Here is a 6,774-nt window from a genome sequence, read left to right on the forward strand (position 1 = left end):
AGATGATACCAAATAAGGCAGCAGCGGGCAACGCATGCCCGCTTTCTCCTTTAATACACATGAGTATAGGATTCTTCTCCTGCATCTTTCACTACAAGAGCTTCCTGCCCCTGCGAGGAATGTATCCGGACTTCGACATCTAGATTCGGAAAATGCTGCTCCACTTTATCGGTTACGTGCTGGGTGAAGGCTGTAACTTCTGTTTCACTGTAAAACGTGATGGGGATTTCCACTGTAAGATCCCGCCACTCATCATTCTGGTAGTACCCTTCCCCGATAACACCGACGAAATTTTGGAAAAAGGTGTTCACTTCATCCCTGAACTGGTTAAATGCTTCGGCATCACTGCGGTGATTATCGCTTGCATCGGTAGAAGGAAACAACACGTAATCTTCATTCAAACTCTGCCAGTTGTTCACTTTTTCTCCGGGTTCCGCGGTGCCTTTTGCGATGAAATTGCCCGGAACAGCCGCATCACGCGGGGCCTCCCGGAAAACGGTGAACATAATCGGAATGTCCTGAAGAGCGCCGTTCTCTCTGTCTTCACTCCGCAGCCTTTCGAGAATCCGGGTTGCCGTGTCCTGCGCTGCCTGCATGCTTTCTTTTCTGCTGATGGATTCACTGAGCCACGGGCCATAGGTTCCATCCTCGTTTTCCTGTCTGAAATAATAGAGATTATTCATCGAAAGTCCGATCACCATGCCGCCGAGCTGCAGGTTTCCGTTGTCATTTTCGACCATATAATTATGTTCAATAATATTGGATAACGGACGCGGGTTGTTTCTTTCCCGTTCTTCAAAATTATCGGCATCCGCAAGCGGCGGGTTGAGTCCGGCCTCATTATCTTCAGACTGCCTCATCAGCCAGCTGTTCAGTTCACTGCTGGAAATGAGCTGACCGGGACGAAAGAAGTAATTTTCCTGGCTGAATTCTCCGGCAGCAAGCTCCTGCATGCCGGTCGACATCCGTTCAAGATCCATCCGGTTGTACATGACATCCCTGTGAAACGTGCGTGCCGCGCCGCTTATATATTGTCCGTCCTGCAGTACACTGCGGTAATAATTATCAAGACTGGGGACTTCCGGACTGACTTCCACCGTATCTTCTTCTGTCGTCTGTTCGTTCTCCTCTGTGTCCACCCCTTCTTCCTGCTGATCCTGCTGCAGGCCCGGTATACACCCGGTCAGCAGAAGAAACGAGGCAGCCGTCAGAACCCCGGTTTTTCTCCACATTCTTCCATCTCCTCATTTATCCGAACATTTTATCGTGTTCCGGTTTCCATCTTACATGATGATGACACATTTATCCATCGTCCGCTTTTTACCGAAAAACGAATCAAGAACCAATCTCCGACAGAAAAGTATCTTCGTCCCAAATGGCCACCCCGAGCTCTTCGGCTTTCGTCCGCTTGGATCCGGCATCTTCCCCGGCCACCACAATATCGGTACTGCGGCTGACACTTCCGGTCACTTTTCCGCCGAGCGCTTCTATTTTTTCTTTTGCTTCATTCCGGGTCAACTGCTGCATTGTCCCTGTGAGTACAACCGTTTTGCCGTTCAGCGGAGAATCACCGGTAACGTCTTCCTTTACCGGTCCTTTATACTCCATGTTCAGCCCGAGACGCTGAAGTTCATCCACCAGTTCGTTCACTTCCGCCATCTCAAAATAACGGACGACTGCTTCCGCCATTTTGTTTCCTATTTCATTGACTGCGAGCAGGTCTTCGGTTTCCGCGCTGCGCAGATTATCCATTGTGCGGAATTCTTCAGCAAGGGTCCGGGCCGCTTTCGCTCCAACAAATCGGATACCAAGACCGAACACAAGTTTTTCCAGAGAATTAGCTTTAGACGCTTCTACGGCATCCAGCAGATTCTGAACAGATTTTTCCCCCATGCGTTCCAGCTTCAGCAGTTCCTCCGGCTGCAATTTATACAGATCGGCAATCCCGGTGACAAGCTGATGGCTGAAGAGCTGCTGGATCACTTTTTCGCCGAGACCGTCAATGTCCATGGCATTGCGTGATACAAAATGAATAAGCTCTTCCTGGATCTGGGCCGGGCACTGCGGATTAATACAGCGCAGAGCAACTTCTTCTTCAAGATGAACGAGCTCACTGCCGCAGGCCGGGCAGGTCGAGGGCATGAAAAATTCCTCTTCTGTGCCGTCGCGCAGGTCATCCAGTACGCGTACAACCTCCGGAATGATATCCCCCGCTTTTTTCACAATCACCTGATCTCCGATTTTAATATCTTTCTCGCGGATCAGGTCTTCGTTATGCAGGGAAGCGCGCTGCACGGTGGTGCCCGCTACCTGCACCGCATCGAGTACAGCTGTCGGAGTGACAGCCCCGGTGCGGCCGACAGATAAAATAATATCTTGGAGGCGGGTCACTTTCTCTTCGGCCGGGAACTTGTAGGCAATGGCCCAGCGCGGACTTTTCGCCGTGAAACCGAGCGTCTCCTGCTGCTTTAGACTGTTTACCTTCACAACAATACCGTCCACTTCATACGAGAGGGAATTGCGGTGCTCCACCCACCCGTTCACAAATTCAATCACTTCTTCGATGTCCCGGCAATAGCTGCTTTCAGGGTTCGTCTTAAAGCCCAGCTCTTTCATATACTGCACTGCTTCGTAATGGGTGGCGGCGTTCATCTCCCTGTCATTGCCGATGGCATAGGTGAAAATGTCAAGATTCCGGTTGGCCGCAGTCTTCGGATCGAGCTGACGGAGGGAACCGGCGGCAGCGTTCCGCGGATTCGCAAATACCGCTTCGCCGTTTTGTTCTTTCGCTTCATTCAGACGTTCAAACGACCGTTTCGGCATAAATACTTCCCCGCGCACTTCCAAATCGACAGCGCTGTGTAACCGAAGCGGGATGGAACCGACCGTTTTTAAGTTGTTCGTAATGTCTTCTCCGGTTGTTCCGTCACCTCTTGTAGCTCCCCGCACAAAGCGCCCGTTTTCATAGGTTAACGATACAGCGAGACCGTCGATTTTTAACTCACATACGTAGTCCAAAGCTTCACCGGACCCCTGCCGGGCGCGGCGGTCAAAGTCGCGGAGATCCTGCTCATGAAAAGCATTGCCAAGACTCATCATCGGGATAGTGTGCTGTACTTTAACAAACGCATCGAGCGGCTTCCCGCCGATCCGCACTGTCGGAGAATCGCCGCTCTGAAGCTCCGGAAACTGCTGCTCCAGTTCCAGCAGTTCCGAAAGCTTTTCATCGTATTCGGCATCCGGAACAATCGGATCGTCCAGCACGTAATAATGGTATCCGTATTTCTCCAGGGTTTCCCGGAGTTCATTGACACGTTCTTCGGCTTTCGTTTGATCCATTTCTTTCTTCCTTTCTGCCTGCTACGCTTTTGTAATCGGAGCGAATTTGGCGTACAGACGTTTCACTCCTTCTGTCGGAAATGCGATATCAAGCTCGACGTCTTCTCCTTCGCCGTGGAGGCTGACTACCGTGCCGGTACCCCATTTTCCGTGTTCGGCTTTATCGCCGACTTTCCAGTCATACTGGTTTCCGCCACCTTCCGCTGAAATAGAGCGTCCTTTCGAAGGGGAAACAGCTGCCTGTCTGCGGCGTTCAAACGGAGAATCACTCTTACTCTGCCTGCCGCTGTTCATCCAGTCGGGCTTGTCCTCTTTCTCCCGGTCGATGACATCCTCGGGTAGTTCTTCAATAAACCGGGACATCGGGTTTACCTGGGTGCGTCCGTACAGCTGGCGCATGTTCGAATGCGTAAGATGAAGTTCCTGCTCGGCTCTTGTAATCCCGACATAGGCAAGGCGGCGTTCTTCTTCCATTTCCTCCTGTTCAAAAAGAGAACGGCTGTGGGGAAAGATGCCTTCTTCCATGCCCACAAGAAAAACGAGCGGAAACTCGAGGCCCTTGGCGGAGTGAAGCGTCATCATCGTAACCGCGCTTTCTCCGTCTTCCTCATCCTGATTCACATCAGCAACAAGTGCCAGGTCTGTCAAAAACGCGATAAGAGAGACATCGTCGTTTTTCTTCTCAAAATCCTTTGTCACGGACAGAAATTCATCGATGTTCTCAAGGCGGCTCTGGGCCTCCAGCGACTTGTCCTCTTTAAGGGAATCACGGTAACCCGTCTTTTCAAGAAGTTCTTCCACAAGTTCTGTCACGCTTAAGTATTCCTGCATCTGAATCCAGTGCCCGAGCTGTTCGGCAAAAGCCTCCAGCTTCTTTACCGGACGGGAGCCAAGACCAATCTGATCCGCTTCCTGAAGTGCCGCAAACATGGAAATATCCTGGGCATCCGCATACGCGCCGATTTTATCCACAGTTGCCGCGCCCAGCCCGCGTTTTGGAACATTAATAATGCGCCGGAGGCTGATGTCATCATTCGGATTCGCAACAAGTCTGAGATACGCCAGCACATCCTTGATTTCTTTCCGGTCATAGAACTTCGTGCCGCCGATCATATTATAATTCACATTGGACTTGAGAAACATTTCCTCAATGATCCGGGACTGGGCATTCGTGCGGTACAGCACGGCGGCATCAGAATAATCAAACCGGCTGCTCTGCACTGCTTCTTTAATGCGTTCCACGATATAGGCCGATTCTTCACGCTCATCGGCCCCGCAGAAGTAATGAATACGGGCCCCGTCATCGTTTTCAGTCCAAAGATTCTTCGGCTTGCGCCCCATGTTGTTCTGGATTACATTATTGGCCGCTTTCAAAATCGTCTGCGTTGACCGGTAATTCTGTTCAAGCACAATCGAACGTGCCTCTTCATAATCCTGTTCAAAAGAGAGGATGTTTTGAATATCGGCGCCGCGCCATTTGTAAATCGACTGGTCGGAATCGCCGACAACGCAGATGTTACGGTTCTTCTCAGCAAGCAGATTGACGAGCACATACTGCGCCCGGTTCGTGTCCTGATACTCATCCACGTGAATGTACTGAAACTTGCGCTGATAAAACTGCAGCACTTCCGGAACCTGACGGAACAGCTGAATGGTCTTCATGATCAAATCATCAAAATCAAGAGCATGATTAGAGCCTAAACGCCGCTGGTATTCTTTATAGACATCCGCTGCGGTCTCTTCAAACGGCCCTTCCGCCCGCTCAGCAAACTTCTTCGGCGGTTCGAGCACGTTTTTCGATGAGGAAATCATTCCAAGCATGCCGCGCGGATCGAATTTTTTCGAATCGATATTCTGGTCTTTTAGAATCTGTTTGATGACAGACAGCTGATCAGATCCATCGAGTATCGAAAAATTACGGTTAAAACCGATGCGGTCGATATCGCGCCGCAGAATCCGCACACACATCGAGTGAAATGTAGACATCCAGATATCTTCAGCCGCCGGGCCGACAAGTTCAGACGCCCGTTCTTTCATCTCACGGGCCGCCTTGTTTGTAAAAGTGATCGCAAGAATCGAAAAAGGAGGGACCCCTTTCTCCCGGATGAGGTAAGCCATCCGGTGGGTCAGCACCCTTGTCTTCCCGCTTCCCGCGCCTGCCATGATTAACAGCGGTCCTTCGGTATGCTGGACCGCTTCCCGCTGCTCGGGATTCATTCCGTTAAGCATTTTTTCCACGATTTCTCGTTGCAATCCTTCCACCACCTGTGAAACGTATGTTCGATTGTTTCATTATACGTTATTTCATTCATTTGCGCTACTATTTTTGACGGCTTTTACCGTGGACAGTGCTCTGTTGAGGTTTTCATATACGATATTTCCTACAACGATCGTATCGGCAACAGCTGCCATGTCACGAGCCTGCTCTGCCGTGCGGATACCGCCCCCGTAGAACAGACGCGCCTGCTCAAGGTTGTCTGCCGCCGCTTTCACAACCTCCGGATCTCCGTACATGCCGCTGTATTCGAGGTAAAACACAGGCAGATGAAAGAGGCGGTCGGCCATCAGTGCAGCCGCCCGGACATCTTCCTCATCATAAGAAGCATCTGCTTCGGTTAACGCCGCCGCTTTGGCGTTGGGATTCAGTATGCAGTATCCTTCCGCAATAATCGTCTCCCAGTCCATGAGCATGCCGTAGTCTTTCAGTGCCTGATGATGAAGCCCGGTCACCCAGCGGGTATCGCCGGCGTTCAGGACAGTAGGGATTAAAAAGTAATCAAAGCCCGGTGTTACGGCTTCAAGCGTCGATACTTCGAGTGCGCAGGCCACCGCGTACCGGCGGACCTTCGATAACAGTGCCAGCGTATTGTCCAAGGTGACATCGTCACTTCCGCCGACAATGACAGCATCGGTTCCTGATTCACATATTTTCTCAAGAGAGGCATCATCAATTTCCCGCGCCGGGTCCAATTTAAAGACATGACGCCATTCTGTATAGTCAAGCATTGCTGCTCCTCCACTTACGTCTTATTCCATTCCAACATCTAATTATAGCAAAAACGCGGTCCTCCCTCAAAAGGCCGATCGTCCCTGTATGCGTCAAGTTTTTCTCGGTAGCTCTGAAAGACGGCGGCTTCCAGCCCTTTATCGTTGTACACCGTGAATCTCCTACCGCGCTCCGCTTGGTGGCCTCGTTGTATGCCCCGTTTTCTGGCGAAAACAGGCCATACAACGAGGTCTACGAAAGGCTTTTGACCATGTGCCCCATCGCTGTGGAATGAGCGGTGTGCAGCGCTATGGTTCCGGATATCACTCCGTTGGATTCGCGAACCGGATCTCGAAGAATGTCGGTCATTCGCACCATGCGGGCCCATTGGCGCTGCTGTCTCACCGATCGTGGCTGATACCGGTTCAGGTACGCCGCCCGCAGGGTTT

Annotated in this window: 4 protein-coding genes and 1 pseudogene; all 5 read right to left on the reverse strand. The window is 51.2% G+C overall.

The window, feature by feature from the left end; all coding sequences use genetic code 11:
* Positions 1-50 precede the first annotated feature (50 nt).
* Positions 51-1,232, reverse strand: a complete 1,182-nt coding sequence (locus BM058_RS11970) for a CamS family sex pheromone protein (protein ID WP_090927287.1) — start codon at positions 1,230-1,232, stop codon at positions 51-53.
* Between the two features lie 103 nt (positions 1,233-1,335).
* Complete coding sequence (ligA, locus tag BM058_RS11975) at positions 1,336-3,339, reverse strand: NAD-dependent DNA ligase LigA (RefSeq protein WP_090927288.1); 2,004 nt, start codon at positions 3,337-3,339, stop codon at positions 1,336-1,338.
* Positions 3,340-3,360: 21 nt separating this feature from the next.
* On the reverse strand, positions 3,361-5,568 hold the full coding sequence (gene pcrA, locus BM058_RS11980) for a DNA helicase PcrA (protein WP_090927293.1): 2,208 nt from the start codon (positions 5,566-5,568) through the stop codon (positions 3,361-3,363).
* 75 nt (positions 5,569-5,643) lie between these two features.
* Positions 5,644-6,345, reverse strand: coding sequence for a heptaprenylglyceryl phosphate synthase (pcrB, locus tag BM058_RS11985; RefSeq protein WP_090927289.1), 702 nt, complete (start codon positions 6,343-6,345; stop codon positions 5,644-5,646).
* 232 nt (positions 6,346-6,577) lie between these two features.
* Positions 6,578-6,774 (reverse strand): annotated as a pseudogene (locus tag BM058_RS18295) (ISLre2 family transposase); the annotation flags it as partial.

Source organism: Salibacterium qingdaonense (genome assembly GCF_900114715.1).
In the GTDB taxonomy this organism is placed as follows: Bacteria; Bacillota; Bacilli; order Bacillales; family Marinococcaceae; genus Salibacterium; species Salibacterium qingdaonense.

Bases quoted from the DNA above. Each gene is read 5' to 3' on its own strand.
- BM058_RS11970 (WP_090927287.1), bottom strand. From the start codon at position 1,232: ATGTGGAGAAAAACCGGGGTTCTGACGGCTGCCTCGTTTCTTCTGCTG.
- pcrA (WP_090927293.1), bottom strand. From the start codon at position 5,568: ATGCTTAACGGAATGAATCCCGAGCAGCGGGAAGCGGTCCAGCATACC.
- pcrB (WP_090927289.1), bottom strand. From the start codon at position 6,345: ATGCTTGACTATACAGAATGGCGTCATGTCTTTAAATTGGACCCGGCG.
- ligA (WP_090927288.1), bottom strand. From the start codon at position 3,339: ATGGATCAAACGAAAGCCGAAGAACGTGTCAATGAACTCCGGGAAACC.